Source organism: Kribbella sp. NPDC004536 (assembly GCF_042873835.1).
Taxonomy (GTDB): domain Bacteria; phylum Actinomycetota; class Actinomycetes; order Propionibacteriales; family Kribbellaceae; genus Kribbella.
In genome coordinates this window covers 106,616-123,055 of record NZ_JBIALY010000005.1, presented here as the reverse complement: position 1 = coordinate 123,055, position 16,440 = coordinate 106,616, and the positions used below count along the sequence as shown (strand labels likewise).

General features: G+C 69.0%; 17 protein-coding genes and 1 pseudogene. 10 read left to right on the top strand and 8 right to left on the bottom strand.

Translation table 11 applies throughout. The features are described from left to right. Window positions 1-16 precede the first annotated feature (16 nt). Both ACFYRU_RS36545 and ACFYRU_RS36540 read left to right on the top strand, forming a co-directional pair. A complete protein-coding gene (locus ACFYRU_RS36545; RefSeq protein ID WP_387667736.1) occupies window positions 17-1,153 on the top strand; it encodes an ROK family glucokinase in 1,137 nt (378 codons plus the stop codon). After that, entirely contained in the window at window positions 1,150-1,839 is a 690-nt protein-coding gene (locus tag ACFYRU_RS36540; protein WP_387667734.1) for an endonuclease/exonuclease/phosphatase family protein, read from the top strand. The genes ACFYRU_RS36545 and ACFYRU_RS36540 overlap by 4 nt, the downstream gene beginning before the upstream one ends. On the opposite strand, the gene ACFYRU_RS36535 is transcribed toward ACFYRU_RS36540, so the two are convergent. After that, window positions 1,820-2,569 carry an enoyl-CoA hydratase-related protein gene (locus tag ACFYRU_RS36535; protein ID WP_387667732.1) on the bottom strand — a complete coding sequence of 250 codons (750 nt, stop codon included), beginning with the start codon at window positions 2,567-2,569 and terminating at the stop codon, window positions 1,820-1,822. The two genes, ACFYRU_RS36540 and ACFYRU_RS36535, sit on opposite strands and share 20 nt — an antisense overlap. Window positions 2,570-2,618: 49 nt before the next feature. Here ACFYRU_RS36535 and ACFYRU_RS36530 point away from each other — a divergent pair, with 49 nt between their 5' ends. Further along, window positions 2,619-3,539, top strand: a complete 921-nt coding sequence (locus ACFYRU_RS36530) for a hypothetical protein (RefSeq protein WP_387667730.1) — start codon at window positions 2,619-2,621, stop codon at window positions 3,537-3,539. A 5-nt stretch (window positions 3,540-3,544) separates the two neighbouring features. Here ACFYRU_RS36530 and ACFYRU_RS36525 read toward each other — a convergent pair whose 3' ends face one another. The 4 genes from ACFYRU_RS36525 to ACFYRU_RS36510 are packed head-to-tail and all read right to left on the bottom strand — an operon-like array spanning window position 3,545 to window position 6,686. Continuing rightward, window positions 3,545-3,967: a YybH family protein gene (locus ACFYRU_RS36525; protein WP_387667727.1), complete on the bottom strand. Its 423-nt coding sequence runs from the start codon at window positions 3,965-3,967 to the stop codon at window positions 3,545-3,547. 25 nt (window positions 3,968-3,992) lie between these two features. Further along, window positions 3,993-5,225, bottom strand: coding sequence for a TIGR00300 family protein (locus tag ACFYRU_RS36520; RefSeq protein WP_387667725.1), 1,233 nt, complete (start codon window positions 5,223-5,225; stop codon window positions 3,993-3,995). 53 nt (window positions 5,226-5,278) lie between these two features. Beyond that, a complete protein-coding gene (locus tag ACFYRU_RS36515) occupies window positions 5,279-5,923 on the bottom strand; it encodes a hypothetical protein (RefSeq protein WP_387667723.1) in 645 nt (214 codons plus the stop codon). After that, window positions 5,916-6,686, bottom strand: coding sequence for an alpha/beta hydrolase (locus ACFYRU_RS36510; RefSeq protein ID WP_387667721.1), 771 nt, complete (start codon window positions 6,684-6,686; stop codon window positions 5,916-5,918). The genes ACFYRU_RS36515 and ACFYRU_RS36510 overlap by 8 nt, the downstream gene beginning before the upstream one ends. 269 nt (window positions 6,687-6,955) lie before the next feature. Between ACFYRU_RS36510 and ACFYRU_RS36505 the strand changes: the two genes are divergently transcribed. The 6 genes from ACFYRU_RS36505 to ACFYRU_RS36480 all read left to right on the top strand — a co-directional run bounded on the left by ACFYRU_RS36505 (window position 6,956) and on the right by ACFYRU_RS36480 (window position 12,249). Continuing rightward, a complete protein-coding gene (locus ACFYRU_RS36505) occupies window positions 6,956-7,720 on the top strand; it encodes a lysophospholipid acyltransferase family protein (protein ID WP_387667719.1) in 765 nt (254 codons plus the stop codon). Window positions 7,721-7,782: 62 nt separating this feature from the next. Beyond that, on the top strand, window positions 7,783-9,156 hold the full coding sequence (locus tag ACFYRU_RS36500; RefSeq protein WP_387667716.1) for a class II 3-deoxy-7-phosphoheptulonate synthase: 1,374 nt from the start codon (window positions 7,783-7,785) through the stop codon (window positions 9,154-9,156). Continuing rightward, window positions 9,153-10,175 (top strand): threonine aldolase family protein, encoded by a 1,023-nt coding sequence (locus ACFYRU_RS36495; protein WP_387667714.1) that lies wholly within the window; start codon window positions 9,153-9,155, stop codon window positions 10,173-10,175. The genes ACFYRU_RS36500 and ACFYRU_RS36495 overlap by 4 nt, the downstream gene beginning before the upstream one ends. A gap of 37 nt (window positions 10,176-10,212) precedes the next feature. Then, window positions 10,213-11,190 carry a ribose-phosphate diphosphokinase gene (locus tag ACFYRU_RS36490; RefSeq protein ID WP_387667712.1) on the top strand — a complete coding sequence of 326 codons (978 nt, stop codon included), beginning with the start codon at window positions 10,213-10,215 and terminating at the stop codon, window positions 11,188-11,190. A gap of 43 nt (window positions 11,191-11,233) precedes the next feature. Then, complete coding sequence (locus tag ACFYRU_RS36485; protein WP_387667709.1) at window positions 11,234-11,566, top strand: DUF4288 domain-containing protein; 333 nt, start codon at window positions 11,234-11,236, stop codon at window positions 11,564-11,566. Window positions 11,567-11,592: 26 nt separating this feature from the next. Continuing rightward, on the top strand, window positions 11,593-12,249 hold the full coding sequence (locus ACFYRU_RS36480; RefSeq protein ID WP_387667707.1) for an alpha/beta fold hydrolase: 657 nt from the start codon (window positions 11,593-11,595) through the stop codon (window positions 12,247-12,249). 603 nt (window positions 12,250-12,852) lie between these two features. Here ACFYRU_RS36480 and ACFYRU_RS36475 read toward each other — a convergent pair. After that, window positions 12,853-13,224, bottom strand: a pseudogene (locus tag ACFYRU_RS36475) (winged helix-turn-helix transcriptional regulator); the annotation flags it as partial. A 9-nt stretch (window positions 13,225-13,233) separates the two neighbouring features. Between ACFYRU_RS36475 and ACFYRU_RS36470 the strand changes: the two are divergent. Next, the gene (locus ACFYRU_RS36470) at window positions 13,234-13,602 is read left to right on the top strand and encodes a hypothetical protein (protein ID WP_387667705.1); all 369 of its coding nucleotides are present in this window, start codon (window positions 13,234-13,236) and stop codon (window positions 13,600-13,602) included. 180 nt (window positions 13,603-13,782) lie between these two features. Here ACFYRU_RS36470 and ACFYRU_RS36465 read toward each other — a convergent pair whose 3' ends face one another. After that, window positions 13,783-14,013, bottom strand: coding sequence for a hypothetical protein (locus ACFYRU_RS36465; RefSeq protein ID WP_387667702.1), 231 nt, complete (start codon window positions 14,011-14,013; stop codon window positions 13,783-13,785). A 244-nt stretch (window positions 14,014-14,257) separates the two neighbouring features. Further along, the gene (locus ACFYRU_RS36460; RefSeq protein ID WP_387667699.1) at window positions 14,258-16,048 is read right to left on the bottom strand and encodes a DUF222 domain-containing protein; all 1,791 of its coding nucleotides are present in this window, start codon (window positions 16,046-16,048) and stop codon (window positions 14,258-14,260) included. Window positions 16,049-16,440: the final 392 nt, after the last annotated feature.

Genomic DNA, 16,440 nt, shown 5'->3' with positions numbered 1-16,440 from the left:
CGACGAAGGGTGTGCCGTGGCGCTGACGCAGGCTTTGACGATCGGGATCGACATCGGTGGCACCAAGGTGGCTGCCGGGGTGGTCGACCCGGAGGGCAACATCCTCGACCGGCTGCGCCGGGACACCCCGACCAAGGATCCGAAGGAGACCGAGGACGCGATCGCGGACATCGTCCACGACCTGGAGTCGCGGCACGACGTGATCGCGGTCGGCATCGGTGCCGCCGGGTTCGTCGACGGGACCCGTTCGTCGGTGCTGTTCGCGCCGCACCTGGCCTGGCGGCACGAGCCCTTGCGGGACGCGGTCGAGCGGCGCCTCGGGCTGCCGGTGGTGGTGGAGAACGACGCGAACGCGGCCGCCTGGTCGGAGTGGCGGTTCGGCGGCGGCCAGGGCGAGAGCCACCTGGTCTGCGTCACGCTCGGCACCGGGATCGGCGGCGCGATCCTGAACGACGGCGCCTTGCAGCGTGGGAAGTTCGGGATCGCGGGCGAGTTCGGGCACATGCAGGTCGTACCGGGCGGCCACCGCTGCGAGTGCGGTAACCGCGGCTGCTGGGAGCAGTACGCGTCCGGGAACGCGCTGACCCGGGAGGCGCGGGAGCTGGCGCTGTCCGGTTCGCCGGTGGCGCACAACCTGCTCCGCGCGGCCGGTGGCGATCCGCGCCAGATCAACGGCCCGATGGTCACCGAGCTGGCCAAGGACGGCGACCCGGTCGCGGTCGAGCTGCTCGAGGAGGTCGGCCGCTGGCTCGGCATCGGCCTCGCGAACCTCGCCGCGGCGCTCGACCCCGGGACGTTCGTGATCGGCGGCGGCGTGTCCGACGCCGGCGAACTGCTGCTGGCGCCGGCCCGGGAGGCGTTCAAGCGGACGCTGACCGGCCGCGGGTTCCGGCCCGAGGCGCGGATCGTCCGCGCGGTGCTCGGTCCCGAGGCGGGAATGGTCGGCGCTGCCGACCTCGCCCGCGAGGAGGCGACCTGGCTGCGCCGGGTCCGGGTGAAGACGACGGCCGTGACGGCGAAGACGGCCGCGGCCCGGTCGACTCGGCTGGAGCGCGCCGCCCGCAAGTCCGCCGCCCGTCGTACCGGAATGCGTACTGCCGCCTCCGAGGCCGACCTGCACCACGCCGACGTGAACGGCGACCCTGACGCGTGACCTTGCGCGTGCTGTCGTACAACGTGCATCGCTGGGGTGACGACCGTACGGCGCTCGCCCGGGTGGTCCGCGCCTGCGCACCGGACGTGATGCTGGTGCAGGAGGCGCCGACCTGGTTCGGCACCCGCCGCAAACGCCGCGCGATGGCCGCGACCTTCGGCCTGCGTTACGTCGCCGCCTCGGCCCGGAACGCGATCCTGGTTGCCGACGGCATCGACCTCACCGCGATCCGGTCCCGCCGCATCTGGCGCCCGTTCGTCCGCCGCCGCCTGAACTTCATCGCCACCCAACTCCCCGGCGGCGCAGTCGGCGGCGTCCTCCAGCTAGGCACCACCCGCCTGGCAGTAGTCGTCTGCCACCTCGGCCTGCACCCCCGCGGCCGCATCCACGAGATCGACCAGGTACTCACGTTGTGCCGCGCCTTCGGTACGCCCTACATGCTGGCCGGCGACGTCAACGAGGAACCCGACGGCCCCATCTGGAAGCGCCTGGCGGAGGAGGGCCTGACCGACCTCGGCCACGGCCCTACCTTCCGCTCGTCAGCCCCCACCAAGCGCATCGACGCCGCCCAACTCTCCCCGGTCCTGAGCGGCCGCCTCCGCCACATCCCCGCCACCCACGAGGACCTCGCCGGCGCGTCGGATCACCTACCACTCCTGATAACCCTTACTGCTTCTTCCGGGTGAGGAAGGCGTGCATGGCTTCCTGGGCGGTGGGGGAGGCGAAGAGGGAGGCGGAGAGTTCGGCGAGGTCTTTGCCTCGGGCATCTATGTCGGCAAGGAGTTCGCGGTTGAGGAGCTTCTTGGTTTCGCGGAGGCCTTGGGGGGCGCCCTTGAGCAGTGACGCCAGGACCGTGGTGAGGGCGTCGTCGAGGTCGGCGTCGGGGACGGTGAGGGTGAGCAGGCCCAGGCGGGCGGCTTCCAGGGCGTCGAAGCTGTTGCCGGTGAGGAAGGTGTACGCCGCGGCGCGGTCGGTGAGGCGGGGGAGGACGGTGAGGGAGATGGTCGCCGCCGCGAGGCCGAGGCGTACCTCGGTCAGCGCGAACGTCGCGCTCTCACCGGCCACGCTGATGTCGGCGGCCGCGACGATCCCGATCCCCCCGGCCCGTACCGGTCCGGCGACGCGGGCGACGACCGGCTTCGGGTTCGCCACGATCGCCCGCTGTACGTCGACCATCCGCTGCGCGCCGACGCCCATCCCGACCGTCGTCGCCTCGGACAGATCGGCCCCCGAGCAGAACACGTCCAGCGCGGACCGAACCACGATCACCCGCACGGCATCGTCCGCACCGGCCGTCTCCAGGTGCGCGAGCAACTCACCGGTCAACTGCTGCGACAAGGCGTTCTTGTTGTGCGGCGAGTCCAACGTGATCGCCGCCACACCGTCGGCCACCGCCAGTTTCACGAGTTCGGTCATGAGCCCTATCCAACACCCATCGAACCCCGCGGTCCCTAGGATGAGCAGGGTGATTGACATCTCTGGATCGATTGCCAAGCACACCGTGACGTTCGATGACGAGTTCACGGGCCAACAGATCCTCGACGCGGTCAAGGCCGCGTGTGAACGATCCGGCGACGAGTACCACGAGGACATGCGCTACGACGACGGCTACGTGGTGACCGCGGGCCGGGCGGCGATCCAGCTGCATCGCTCGCTCGCGGTCGTCGCCGACAAGGTCACGCCGTACCTGGAGCCGACGAAGGGCTACTCGTCCGTGGCGCTCATCCATCACGAGCTGTCGGAAGAGCGCCGGATCGAAGTGCGGGACTTCTCGGCCGAGATGGCTGTCGACGCCCTCCACGAGTTCGAGCAGGACCTGAAGCAGGAGCTGCGGACGCAGACCGCGGTGGACCAGGACCGCGCGCGGGACCGGCACGCTGCGGTTGTCATCGACGTCTCGGCAGAGCGGGTCGCGGTCCGGTTCGACCGCCCGGCCACTGGGCGGGATCTGATGGCGGCGGTCGAGGCGACGTGCACCGACACGGACTACGGCACGAAGTACTACGAGGCGGCGGTGAACGGCGGTTCGCAGTACGTCGTCGGGCAGAGCTCCGGCCTTCAGCACAAAAGCCTCGTCGTGGTTCCGGACAGCGGAGTAGGCGACGGGTTGATCGACCTGGACGAGGTCTACCGGGGGGCGACTGTCGCGAACCATCAGTTGCCGGTGAACGGGCAGGTCTATCCGTCCCGGCCCGAGCTGCAGGACGAGGTCGACGTCGTCAACCAGTTCGCCGAGAAGCTGAAGCAGAACGTGAGCCAGCTGCAGGCGGCTGCCGTGGGCCTGGACCGAGGAGCCCGGGGACAGGGCACGGTTCGGACAGGCTCGGCCGGAGAGGCCGAGCGGCGTTCGGGGGCCGAGCGGCCGGGCACCAACCTCGCCCGCTGAGCTTGTCAGGGACCTGACGGCGAGGACGTCGGGTTCAGCGGGTCGGCGTGGCGGTGGGTGATCTTCCACTCGTCGCCCTCGGTGCGGAACACCATCGTCGTCCGCAGTACGTGCAGCACCGGGGCCGGCTGCGTGACGTGATGGACGGTGCCGCGCTCGATCGCGACCGTGTACGCCGTGTCGCTGCCGACGTGCTTCACGAGATACTCGAACTCGATCTTCGCCCCGGTGTCGTGGAACTGCGCCGACGCCCACTCGTAGCGAGGGCCGATCTGGGACCAGCCGACCTCCTGGCCGCCGAAGCCTCCGAAGATCGACGTCTGCTCGCTGCGCGACACCAACGGCAACCAGAGCGAAGGGTCCCCGTTGACGAACGCGCTGTTCGCCGCCTCGAAACGACTCAGGAACCCCTCGAAGTCTTCAGTCACCCGACCAGCCTGAACGCCGAAAGGGTCACTTGCTGTCGGCGTAGGTGGGAGACAGCTCACGTGCCAGGTGCTCGATGAACAGGCCGACGTCGGTGACGATCCCGCGGGCCTGCGACGAGCCGCGGTCGGCGAGCTTGGTCACGGTCGCCGGGTTGATGTCCACGCAGGTCAACGGGATCGACGCCGGCAGAATGTTGCCGGTAGCAACCGAATGCAGCATGGTCGCGGCCATCAGGCAGTACCCGACGCCCTCGAGTTCGGCCCGCATCGCCCGCTGGCCCTCGAGTACGTCGGTGTACACGTCCGGCAGCGGCCCGTCGTCGCGGACCGATCCGACCAGGACGAACTTCTTGCCCTGCCGGACCAGTGCGTGCATCACCCCGGACGTCAGCACCCCCTGCTCGACGGCGGCCGCGATCGACCCCGCCTTGCGGATCGTGTTGATCGCGCGGATGTGGTGCTCGTGCCCGTGCTCCACGCCACGCCCGCGGGCCAGGTCCACGCCGAGCGACGTACCGTACAGCGAGGACTCGATGTCGTGCGTCGCGAGCGCGTTGCCGGCGAACAGTACGTCGACGTACCCGGCCTCGACGATCGCGACCATCGCCGGCGCCGCGCCGGTGTGCACGATGCCGGGGCCGCCGACCCACAGCACCTTCTGCCCGTTCGCCTTCGCCTCGCGCATCCCGTCCGCGACCTGCTGGACGAGCACCCGCTGCGGCTTCTCCGACGACACGTCGGACTCCATGAAGCCGAAGCCCTCTTCGGTGTTCACCACGATCGGAGGAATGACCCGGACACCCTGCGCGCTGGTGATGATCTTCATCCCGGCGCGCACGTCCGACATCGGGATTGTCCGTACGGTGTCGCCTTCGACGAGCAGCCCGCAGTCCATCTCCGGGTTCTGTACGTCCACCCAGTGACCGCCGAGCCGGACCCGCGTCGGCAGGTTCGTGGTCGAGTAGAACCCGTCCGGGAAGACACCGTCCTGGGCGACCTCGGTGATCTCGGGCGTTCCCGGGTCGACGAGGTTCGCGCCCTTGGTCTGGATCCGCATCAGCAGCCGCTGCAGCGACTCCTCGTCCTCCGCGCCGACGGTCATCCGTACGGTCGACGGGTCGTCCTTGTCGTACCCGAGGTCGAACTTGTCCAGGGTGTACTCGCCGCCGTACCCACGGATGTCGTCGAGGACGCGGGACAGCAGCCCGGAGTCCATCAGGTGGCCGGTGATCTCGACGGTCTCGGTGACCTGTGGCACGGGTACCTCCCCAAAGCGATGTCGTCGGATTGTCCGACGATCCGCACTCTAACTCAGACGACTGCCCCGTCGTCGCCGCCGTCGCCGGGCGGCAGCCGGTCCTTCATCCGGAGCACCAGCGTGAGGAACCCGCCGATGAAGCCGACCACTGCGAGCGTGGTGATCCGCCCGGTGCCGAAGTCGAAGACGGCGGCCGCGATCAGCAGCAACGGACCGCCGAGCAGCCCGAGCCAGGCGGCCCGGCTGACCCAGTCGAGCCGCGGCCCCCGCGGCGGCTCGGGCGGCACGAAATGATCGTGCGGATCGTCCTTCTTCGGTGGCGCTTCCTCCTGGACGTCCTCCTGGATGGTCAGCCCGGTCGGTACGTCGATCAGCGGCTCGTACCTGTCGTCGACGTCCTCGCTGGCCGGCCACCGCGGCACCGGGTCCTCGCCGCCGTCGTGGCCGGGCGCGGACGGCTGGTTGAACTGCTCGACCAGCGACTTCCACTCCGCGTCCTCGGTACTGCGGTCGATCACCGGACGGGCCCGCTCCACCGCCTCGGCGTCGACGAAGATCTCGTCGTGGGCCTCGTTCTGGTTCTCGCAGTACGCCGCGATGCCGGCCGCCTTGAGCGCCTCCAGCACCGGCTCGGCGACCAACGGGTCGATCCCGCCGAGCGACGCGTACGAGGTCGCGGTCAGGCCGTTGTCACGCATCGGTGCGACCGCTCAGCCGCTGGATGAAGGCGGTCGAGTCCGCGAAGATCCGCGGTGCGTCGTTGTCCAGGGTCGCCACGTGATAGCTGTCCTCGAGCAGGGTCTCGGTCACGTCGCGCGACGAGATCGAGGAAAGTACCGCCCGTCCCGAGCTCGGTTCCACCACATGATCGACAGTACTGCGGAACAACAGCACCGGCTGGGTGACCTTCGCCAGATCGGCCCGGGTGACCTTCCACAGCTGGGACAGCGAGAGCAGCGCGCGCAGCGGCATCCGGTCGTACGCGCCCTCCTCGATGCCGGGCTTCTTGATGTCGTTCGAGATGCCGGGGAACGAGGGGACGACGCGGGCCAGCACCGGGAGCAGGGCGAGGCGCTTGTCGTCGGTCCGCACCGACGGGTTGATCAGGACCAGACCGGAAATGTCCGTACCGTGTTCCTCGGCCAGCCGCAGGGTGAGACAGCCGCCCATCGACAGGCCGATCACGAACACCTGGTCGTGCTCCTTGCGGAGCCGCTCCAGCTCGTTGTCGAGGACGGCGTACCACTCCTGCCAGGAGGTCTTGTTCATCTCCTGCCAGGTGGTCCCGTGGCCGGGCAGCCGCGGCACCGCCACGCCGAACCCGGCGTCGGCCAGATGTTCACCGAACGGCCGCATCGAGAGCGGCGAGCCGGTGAATCCGTGACTCAGCAGGACGCCGACGGCGGCGTTCTCCCCGGTCCCGGGACTGCGAAACTCCTCCGCGTGGGCTTGCACTGGCACGCTCGACTCCTCGCCGTTCACGGTCCTCACAACGCGCTCCGGAAGCGCGTGACAATCGTCGCATCCGGGCTGCGATCAGTCTGCATCCAGTCTGCATCCAGGTGACAACACGGTGAGCAACACCCACATTCCTGGCGGTGACATTGCCTGAGGGGGAAGCTGGAACGTAGTGTCCGCACCGGAACGGTTGACGCGCCGGGGTTGTCGTGTCTGGGTGGATGTGTGTCTGGGTAGCTGTGTGTCGGGCGAGTTGACGGAGGTCGAGGCGGATGCTGTATCTGTTCCTGAGACGGTTCTTTGTCGCGCCACTGGTCAAGCTGCTGTTCCGGCCGAGGGTGACCGGGGCGGAGCACGTACCCACCGACGGCCCGGCACTGCTGGTCAGCAACCACCTGGCGTTCTGCGACTCGATCTTCCTGCCGGTCTCGATCCCGCGGCAGATCGTCTTCCCGGCCAAGTCCGAGTACTTCACCGGACCCGGCCTCAAGGGCAAGCTGGTCGCCACCTTCTTCCGCTCGGTCGGCCAGATCCCGATCGACCGCTCCGGCGGCCGCGCCTCGCTGGCCGCGCTGAACACCGGCCTGGAGATCCTCCAGAAGGGCGGCCTGTTCGGGATCTACCCGGAGGGCACCCGCTCGCCTGACGGCCGGCTGTACAAGGGCAAGACCGGCGTCGCCCGGATGGCGATCGTGGCCGGCGTACCGGTGATCCCGGTCGCGATGATCGACACCCACAAGCTGCAGCCCGCGGGCCGGATGAAGCCGACCCTGTTCTACCGCGAGAAGGGCCGGCTGCTGCCGCGCCTGGTCCGCCCGGGCGTCGCGTTCGGCGAGCCGATGGACTTCTCCCGGTACGAGGGGATGGAGCGCGACCGGTTCGTGCTGCGCTCGGTCACCGACGAGATCATGTACGCGCTGATGGGCCTGTCCGGCCAGGAGTACGTCGACATGTACGCCGACAAGGCCAAGGAACTGCTCAAGGCCGGCGAATCCATCGACGACCACGTCCGCCTCGGCGACACGAAGGCCAGCTGATCCGGGGGCGTTGGCCTGAGATGGTCACGCTCGGTTCGGGGGGCTCCTCTAAAGTTGGCCTCATGCAATTCGCGACGTTGACGACTGGGCAGGTGCCGGGGGTTCCCACGCTGGACGAGCTGCGGGCGCTGAAGCCGCTGCAGCAGCCGGAGTGGCCGGACCCGGCCGCGCTCGAGCAGGTGATCGCGGAGCTCCGGACGCTGCCGCCGCTGGTGTTCGCCGGCGAGTGCGACGACCTGACCGCGAAGATCGGGGCGGTCGCCCGCGGCGAGGCGTTCATCCTGCAGGGCGGCGACTGCGCCGAGACGTTCGCGGGCGTGACCGCGGAGAACATCCGCGCCAAGCTCCGGGTACTGCTGCAGATGTCGGTCGTCCTCCAGTACGCCGCGAGCGTGCCGGTGGTGAAGATCGGCCGGATCGCCGGTCAGTACGCGAAGCCCCGCTCGTCCGGCGAGGAGACCCGCGACGGCGTGACGCTGCCGTCGTACCGCGGTGACGCCGTCAACGGGTTCGACTTCACTCCCGAGTCCCGGATCCCGGACCCGGCCCGGCTGCGCGGGGTCTACAACGCCGCCGCCGCGACGCTGAACCTGACCCGCGCGTTCACCACCGGTGGGTACGCGGACCTGCACCAGGTGCACGCCTGGAACACCGACTTCGTGAAGTCGTCCCCGGTCGGGCAACGCTACGAACAGCTGGCTGGGGAGATCGAGCGCGCGCTGGCCTTCATGCGGGCCTGCGGCGCGACGTCGGACGAGTTCCGGACCGTCGACTTCTACGCCTCCCACGAGGCGCTGATCCTGGAGTACGAACACGCCCTGACCCGGATCGACTCTCGCACCGAGCAGCCCTACGACGTGTCCGGCCACCTGCTCTGGGTGGGGGAGCGGACCCGGCAGGTGGACGGCGCGCACGTCGAGTTCCTCGCCTCGCTGTCGAACCCGCTCGGCGTGAAGATCGGCCCGACCACGACGCCGGACTACATCCGGGAGCTGATCGCGAAGCTCAACCCGAAGGGCATCGAGGGGCGGCTCACGTTCATCACCCGGATGGGCGCGGGCAAGATCCGGACCGCGCTGCCGCCGCTGCTCGAGGCGGTCCGCGACCACGGCTCGCCGATCGCCTGGGTCTGCGACCCGATGCACGGCAACACGTTCGAGACCCCGAACGGGTACAAGACCCGCAACTTCGACGACGTGATGGACGAGGTCCAGGGCTTCTTCGACGCGCACGAGCAGGTCGGGACCTGGCCGGGCGGCGTACACATGGAGCTCACCGGCGACGACGTCACCGAGTGCCTGGGCGGCGGCGAGGAGCTGGTCGCCGAGGACCTCGTGAACCGGTACGAGACGGCCTGCGACCCGCGGCTGAACCGGCACCAGTCGCTGGAGCTCGCGTTCCTCGTCGCCGAGCGGCTGCGGGGCGCGCAGGCATGATCGATCTGCGCTCGGACACGGTCACCCGCCCGTCGGCCGAGATGCTGGCGGCGATGACCGCGGCCCCGGTCGGCGACGACGTGTACGGCGAGGACCCGACCGTCAACGCGCTCGAGGAGCACGTCGCCGGTCTGCTCGGGCACGAGGCCGGGCTGTTCACGGTCACCGGGTCGCTCGCGAACATGCTCGGCGTACGGGCACTGGTGCCGCCCGGCGGTGAGGTGCTGTGCGAGGCGAGCGCACACATCGTCCGGGCCGAACTCGGGTCGCACGCGGCCGTCAGCGGCGTCACCACGCGGACGTGGAGCGCGCCGTCGGGGCAGATCGACCTCGAGCAGATCCGTACGTTGATCGCACCCGACCTCGGACCGTACTTCGTCGTCACGTCGGCCGTCTCGGTCGAGAACACGCACAACTTCGGCGGCGGCTCGATCCAGCGCTCCTTCGACGCGCTCGCCGACGAACTCGATGCCGCCGGTCTCCCGCTGCACCTCGACGGCGCGCGGTTGTGGAACGCCGCGGTTGCGACCGGCCGTACGGTTGCTTCCTTCGGGTCGCGGGCCGCCGCCGCGAGCGTCTGCCTCTCGAAGGGCCTCGGCGCTCCGGTCGGGTCGGTACTGGTCGGCTCGACCGAGCTGATCCGTGAGGCTCGCGTCTGGCGGAAGCGCCTCGGCGCCGGTTGGCGGCAGGCCGGCGTACTCGCTGCCGCTGGGCTGTACGCCGTCGAGCACAACGTCGAACGCCTCGCCGAGGACCACGCGAACGCGCGGTTGATCGCCTCGGTTGTGGCCGACGCGGCGCCGGGCTCCGTGAAGCCGGACCAGGTCGACACGAACATCGTCGTCGTCGACCTGGCCGGCACCGGTCACACCGTTCCGGAGGTGGTCGCCGGCGCCCGCGACGCCGGCGTACTCGTCGGAGGAGTCGGAGCGACGCAGCTGCGAATCGTCACGCACCTCGACGCATCGGCGGCCGACTGCCGGACGGCCGCGGAAACTCTGGCGCGACTGATCGGTTAGGGTTCAGCTGTCGGGGTCGCAGCGTTCGGGGAGAGCCGTGCGAGAGATCGTCGTGTTCAGCGGAAGTGCCCACACCGAGTTGGCGGAGCAGATCTGTAGTGATCTCGGCGTACCGCTTTCACCGGTCGAGATCCACCGTTTCAGCAACGACTGTCTGCAGGTTCAACTGCAGACGAACTGCCGGCAACGCGACGTGTACATCGTGCAACCGCTCGTACCGCCGACGCAGGAGCACCTGATGGAGCTGCTGCTGATGATCGACGCGGCCCGCGGCGCGTCGGCCGCGCAGATCACGGCGGTCATCCCGCACTACGCGTACGCGCGCTCCGACAAGAAGGACGCCTCCCGGATCTCGATCGGCGGCCGCCTGGTCGCCGACATGCTCACGACGGCCGGCGCCCACCGGGTTCTCACGATGGCGCTGCACGCGCCGCAGGTCCACGGGTTCTTCTCCGTACCGGTCGACCACCTGACCGCGATCGGCGTACTCGCCGACCACTTCCGCGGCCGCGACCTGTCCGACACCGTCGTCGTCAGCCCCGACCTCGGCAACGCCAAGACCGCGACCCAGTTCGCCCGGCTCCTCGGCGTACCGGTCGCCGCCGGCAGCAAGCAACGCCTGGCCGACGACCGCGTGGTCATCGACGCGATCGTCGGCGAGGTCGCCGGCCGCCGCGCCATCATCCTCGACGACGAAATCGCCACCGGCGGTTCCATCATCGAACTCCTCGACCGCCTCAAGGACCACGGCTGCACCTCCGCCGCCGTCGCCTGCACCCACGGCCTCTTCGCCGGCCCCGCGGTCGACCGGCTGCGCTCGCACCCCTCGATCACCGAGGTCATCAGCACCGACACCGTCCCCCGCCCCGCCGGCTTCCCCGAACTGCAGACCACCTCGATCTCCCCCCTCTTCGCCCAAGCCATCAAACGAATCCACGCCGGCGAATCCGTCAGCAGCCTCTTCGACGGCGTAGACCCCACCCACGCCCCACCCCAACCCAAACTCCCGTTCTGAGACTCCTTGGGTGACGGGACCCGTGGCTGGCAGACTCCGGGTTGTGGCTGATCAGGATGTTGCCTGGTATGCGGTGCGCTGCGTCTTTCGGAGTGGGCGTACGGCCGGAGCGGACTTCGCGGCGTACGAAGAGCGAATCACGTTGTGGCGGGCCGATTCGTTCGAGGGAGCCATCGAGCGGGCCGAGGCTGAGGCGATCGAGTACGCATCGCTTGGGGCTCCCGATGAGTATCTGGGACTTGCCCAGGCTTATCGGCTAGCGGATGCGCCTGGGGATGGTGCTGAGATCTTCTCTCTGATCCGGGACAGCGAGCTCGCGCCACGGGCGTACCTTGACCGGTTCTTCGATACCGGGAGCGAGCGCCAGGGGTCCTGACCGAAACGCCTGCCTAGGATGGCGCGATGAAGTTCTTGATGGTGCCTGGCGGGTGGCAGGGCGGATGGGTGTTCGACGACGTCGCGGCGGAATTGCGGCGACGCGGGCACGGGGTTGAGGCCGTCACCCTGGCAGGGTTGGAGCCGGATGGACCGAAGGATCTGGAGCGACCGGCGAACCTCGACGCACACATCGACCAAGTGGTCCGGATTGTCGAACAGACAGGTCCGCTTGCGCTGTGTGGCCACAGCTATGCGGGCTTGGTGATCGCCGGGGTGGCCGATCAGCTCGGGGACCGCCTTGAACAGTTGGTGTTCATCGACGCCTACGTCCCGGTGAACGGCGACTCCTGCTGGTCATTGACCAGTGAGGCGTTCCGCGAACTGTTCGTAGCAGGCGCCGGCAACGACGGCCGTTGGGTCGAGGTCCCGAAGGGCATGGATCCCCGGGCGCGCCCACACCCGTACCCAAGCTTCATCCAGGCCATCAAGCTCCAGAACAACTCCTGGCCCGGCCTTCGCCATACCTACATCAGCGGCGGCCCGTGGCCAGGCAGCCCGTTCGTACAACTGACGGAGCGCCTGCGAAACGACCCAGATTGGCAGCTCCATGAGATCCCAGTAGGCCACAACATCGCCCGCCGCAACCCACAAGCACTAGCCACCGTACTAGCCACACTCTGACCACCCGATATCCCGCCCCCCAACACAACACCTCTTCGACCCCCACCCGATCGCCGGCCCCACTCCGGCCACCGACCACGCTGCCAGCGACGTCGATCGCACCCGCCACAGTGACGCTGCCCGCGACGGTGACGGTGCCTGCCACGGTGACGGTGCCTGCCACGGCGACGGTGACGGTGCCTGCGACGGCGACGGTGACGGTGCCTGCGACGGCGATGGTGCCTGCGACGGTGGCGGTGGCGGTGGCGGAGATCTTGGCGTCGGTCGGCGTGACTGCGCCCTGGATCAGGGAGTGCGGGTTGCCGAGGTCGGGACCAGCACGGCGTACGGATCGTCCGGATCGGCTCGGCGCGCTGTCAGGCGGGCGGCGCGGGCGGCGAGGCGGAAGTCGTCGTCCACGCGAAGATGATCACGCCCGGCCCGCGCGGCGGCATGGCTGTGGCGGTCAACCAGAGGATCTGCGCATTGGCTCCTGAGATGTCCCTCGGCGTGTCTGGCGGCAGGCCAGCCCCCAGCTTTCCAAGGCTGCCAGTACCGGCTCGAGTTCGCGGCCGGGGTCCGACCTCGGACACCGAACAGGCACAGCTGCTTCAACTCGTACTCGTACGTGATGCTCGGCGCGAGGCGGCGTTTGCGCACCAGATGCGCGGGCTCAAGTTCGCGCAGGCGTTGCGCCAGTACGTTCCCGCTGATCCCGCCCAGGCTGCGGCGCAGGTCACTGAACCGCGCACAGCCGTCAGCTACGACCGGGCCAGGTCGGACCGGCCGTGGATCTGGTGGGCGGCGGCCTCGACAACGGTCCGAGAATGCCGCGCTGTCTGAGCTGGAACCGCACTTCACATGTTCAACCACGCCCGCCGCGGCCGAGGTGCGTCCGGGGAACCGCGCGCTCCCTCGCCCGGAGCCTCGCCGTCCTCGCCTGGGGCCTCGTGTGCCTCGGCAGGAGACTCGCCCACACCACCCCCACCACACCATCCGCGCACCATGCTCGACGCTGCTGCACGCGAGGTCGAGGACCTTGATGCAGTGATCGCCGAGGCGGGAGGGTTCGCGCATCCTGTTCGGCGCGCGTCGGGTGGCGCGCTGGCGCTCGAGGCAGCAGGTTCCTTTCTGGTCGAGCGGATGGCGGTGTACGAGATCCCGTACCTGAGCGACAACGCGATCCTGGCGCAGCGGTCGTCGTCTGTCGAGGAACCGACCGCCGTCGCGGCGGAAGAGCGTCGCGATAACCGGAGCGCATGGGTGCGCTTGTGTCTGGGGCGTAGTGGTAGGCGTGTGTTGAAGAGGTGGCTGCTGTCGTGGTGGGAGGGCGTCGCGATGGTGGCTGGTGGTTGGCGGGTGTTGAGGAACTGACCGCCGTCGTGGTGCAAGGACGGCGCGATGGTGGCGTCGAGTTGTTCATGCGGCTGGTTGGGTCTCCGGACGATGCGGTCGGCGTGATCCTGCGAATTGCCGTTCTGAAAGGACTCTCGGAGGTCGCACCGACGCTGGCGTACGACGTGGCCTGTCTCAGGGATGGGCCTCGAGGCCGGACTACTCGCCTGGATCACTGAGCCGGTCCTGGTCGCGATAGGCGGGGTGGCCAACGAGCAGGTGGCTGACCTGCAGCCGGGCTCCTTCGAAGCGGTAGCAGACGGCAGCATGCAGCCCTCGTGAGCGGCGAACGAGCGGGATCGGGAAGACGTTCGGCTCGGTTGCGGCCGCCGCGTCGTCACCGGTCGGTCCCACGTCTCCGATTCCGTCATGCTCTCGAACGTTCTGCATGAGTTCTTCGCTCGATGAAGGGCATCCTGCGGGACTCGCGGCGGAGCTCCACGCGGCGTACGAGCGTACGAGCGGCTGGGGGCCTGCAGACGGGGCGATGCGGTTTCCTTGTCGGCAACTGGTGACTTTGGGTGCGCGACTTGCAGGGCGAGTCGGCGGGATCTGCGGGCTCCTGTTGAGGTGTTGGATGGGTTGGCGTTGGTCGGTGGGGCTGCTGGTTGTTGAGGCGGGCTCACGGTCAGAGTTACGGGCGGGGGTGTGGGTGCGGTTTGCGGGTGCCCTGTGGAGTGCTTGGTTGGGGGTGGGTTCCGGTGTGGTCTACGTGGAAGCGGAATCCGTGGGGGCTGGTCCATTCGATGGCTCCGGTGGGCAGGCGGCGGTTGCTCCAGCCGCCGTGGGTTTTGGCGCGGTGGTGGAGTCGGCCTTGCGGTATGAGGTTGTCGGTGTTGGTTTGGCCGGGCGGGCCGGTTCGGTCGTACGGTCTGATGTGGTCTTGGTCCATGCGGGGCGTTGCCTCGGCGGTGCCGTACGGGAACATGTCGACGGGGTGCCGGAGGCGCACGCGTTCGCGGATCCGGGTGGGGATCTCGTAGCTGTGGACGCTGATCTGGTCGTGCAGGTCGATGACTGGTTTGAGGATGACCTGGTCGTGGCCTAGCAGTTCGGTCAGCTGGGTGGCGAGGAGTGGGCCCAGCTCTTCGACTCGGAGTACACCGTTGCCAGTGGCAAGGGTCTGGTCGGTGAGGTGTACGTACAGGGTGTGTTGTCTGCGTTTGGTGTTTGCGCCGGAGTTGTTGCCGTAGGCGGCTTGTTTGATTGCGGCGAGGCGGGCCTCGAGGGTGCCGGCCAGAGCTAGTCGGGTGAACTCGTCCCCGGTGGTTACGTCGCTGTCGGGAGCAGGAATCGATACCTCGCCGACGTCGGGCGGGGACGTTGGCAAGAGTTCGCCCGGCATGAGATCGCCGGGCGGGTGGTCGCCCGAGACGAGGTGCGGCTCTGGTGGGCGGTCGTCGGAAGGCGGGCGCGTTGGGGTGGGGGCGTCAGGGCGCGGCTCTGCTGCGGCCGCCGCGGTTCCTGCGGTGGGCTGTGCGGCGGACTCTGCCTCGACGGTCTCTGGTTCGGGGTTGGTGGCGGTGGCGGTCGGGGTGAGTGGAGATGGTGGGGTGTCGGTGCGGGTTGGGGTGGTGCGTTGGACCGGGGCGGTGGGTGGAGCTGGTGGGCCGGCGGGTTGGGTTGGCGTGGTGGGTTGGGTTTGGGCTAGGTGGCGGGCTACTTCGAGGAGGTGTTGGGCGGCTGTTGGGTCGGCGATCCAGTCGATGGCTTTGGCTCGGCGTTCGTCGAGGGAGTCTGGGTCGCCTAGGGTTTTGAGGGCTTGGGCCAGGTCGTCGATGGTGGCGTCGAAGCGGATGACGGCGCCGGTGGCGGCGCGGACCCAGATGCGTTTGGTGCCGTGGTCGTCCGACGGGTCGGACTGGGAGACGAAGACGCCGCGGGTGCGGGCGGTGGATTCGGCGTGGGCCTGGGCGCGTTCGGGGTCGGCTTGCCAGAAGGCGGCGGTGACGATCTTCGCCAGTTGGCCGGGAGTCACGCTGTCCACGATGCCGCAGACTCGCTGGTCGACCAAGGCCGCGGCCTCGAGGGGTAGCGGTAGGCAGGCGTGGGCGATCTTGCGGGCGCGCCAGGCGACGGCGTTTCCGGCGAGGACGGCCGCCCAGGTCCTGGGGAGGCGGTGGCGGAGGGCGAGGGCCTCGCCGACGAGGGAGGCTGCGGCGCCGGCGGACATCCGCAGTACCGCGCCGAGTTCGATGGGGGCGAACTCGGCGACGCCGGGGCAGCCTTCGCCGCCGTAGACGCGGAGCCTTTCGTAGCCGGGGAGTGGTTCGCCGTCGATCCATTCGACGACGGCGTTGCGGTCGGCGAAGGCGAGTGTCGTACGGAGGATGTCGACTGCGGCCTGCTCCTGGACGCGGGCGTGCTCGCCGGCCACGGCCAGCAGGGCCGTGGGGTCGAGGTCGTCCAGATCAGTGTCAAACACGTGTTCGATTGTAGGTCACAGAATGGTGACGGCCAAATCGGGGATGGTGGGAATCCCTTGTGGGTAAGGGGAACGCTGGTCGCTCGGCCCGAGGGTCCAATGCGTGGGTGGCATCCCGCGCGGCGCGCTACCGTCGACATATGGGTGGTTGGGAGAGCTTGCGGGTTGAGTTGCGGCGGTTGGTTGCTGAGGAGCCTGGGGCATTGATGGCGTTTCAGGATCCGGAGAGCGAGCCGACACGGACGCCGGTTCGGATCATGCTGGCGGCTTGGGCTACGGGGATTGCGGCCGAGTTGCATGCGGCGTACGGCGGGCTGGTGGAGTTGCATGTGGGGGCTATGCGGTTTCCGACGGGGGAGTTGTTGATCAGTCCGCGGATGGTTCAGTTGCAT

Coding starts and splice junctions, on each gene's coding strand:
- ACFYRU_RS36535 (WP_387667732.1), bottom strand. CDS start 2,569: ATGACCGAACTCGTGAAACTGGCGGTGGCCGACGGTGTGGCGGCGATC.
- ACFYRU_RS36515 (WP_387667723.1), bottom strand. CDS start 5,923: ATGCGTGACAACGGCCTGACCGCGACCTCGTACGCGTCGCTCGGCGGG.
- ACFYRU_RS36505 (WP_387667719.1), top strand. CDS start 6,956: ATGCTGTATCTGTTCCTGAGACGGTTCTTTGTCGCGCCACTGGTCAAG.
- ACFYRU_RS36500 (WP_387667716.1), top strand. CDS start 7,783: ATGCAATTCGCGACGTTGACGACTGGGCAGGTGCCGGGGGTTCCCACG.
- ACFYRU_RS36495 (WP_387667714.1), top strand. CDS start 9,153: ATGATCGATCTGCGCTCGGACACGGTCACCCGCCCGTCGGCCGAGATG.
- ACFYRU_RS36480 (WP_387667707.1), top strand. CDS start 11,593: ATGAAGTTCTTGATGGTGCCTGGCGGGTGGCAGGGCGGATGGGTGTTC.
- ACFYRU_RS36470 (WP_387667705.1), top strand. CDS start 13,234: ATGCTCGACGCTGCTGCACGCGAGGTCGAGGACCTTGATGCAGTGATC.
- ACFYRU_RS36465 (WP_387667702.1), bottom strand. CDS start 14,013: ATGCAGAACGTTCGAGAGCATGACGGAATCGGAGACGTGGGACCGACC.